The 241-nt window shown below is 69.7% G+C and carries 1 protein-coding gene; it reads right to left on the minus strand.

All coding sequences use genetic code 11. The features are described 5' to 3' along the window. Positions 1-241, minus strand: a 241-nt coding sequence (locus CH341_RS35590) for a hypothetical protein (protein WP_210208756.1), incomplete at both ends; no start/stop codon positions are given.

Genomic DNA, 241 nt, shown 5'->3' on the forward strand with positions numbered 1-241 from the left:
GCCTCGGTCACGGGAGCTGCGGCGAGCCCGGCTTCCTCGTCGGCAGATGTTTCGGCGGCGGCCGGACGATGCTTTTCGGCGGTGTCCTCGCCCTCCGGCGCAAGGCCGATATCGGTTTCCGTCGTCTGCGGGCCGCGATCCTTCGTCTCGAGCTGGTGAGCCGCGGGATGGGTGTCGTGCTCAGGCTCTGCGGTTGGCGTCTCAGCCGAAGCAGAAGCAGGGGCCGAAGCGGCGGGCTGGA

The organism is Rhodoplanes roseus (assembly GCF_003258865.1).
Taxonomy (GTDB): Bacteria; Pseudomonadota; Alphaproteobacteria; order Rhizobiales; family Xanthobacteraceae; genus Rhodoplanes; species Rhodoplanes roseus.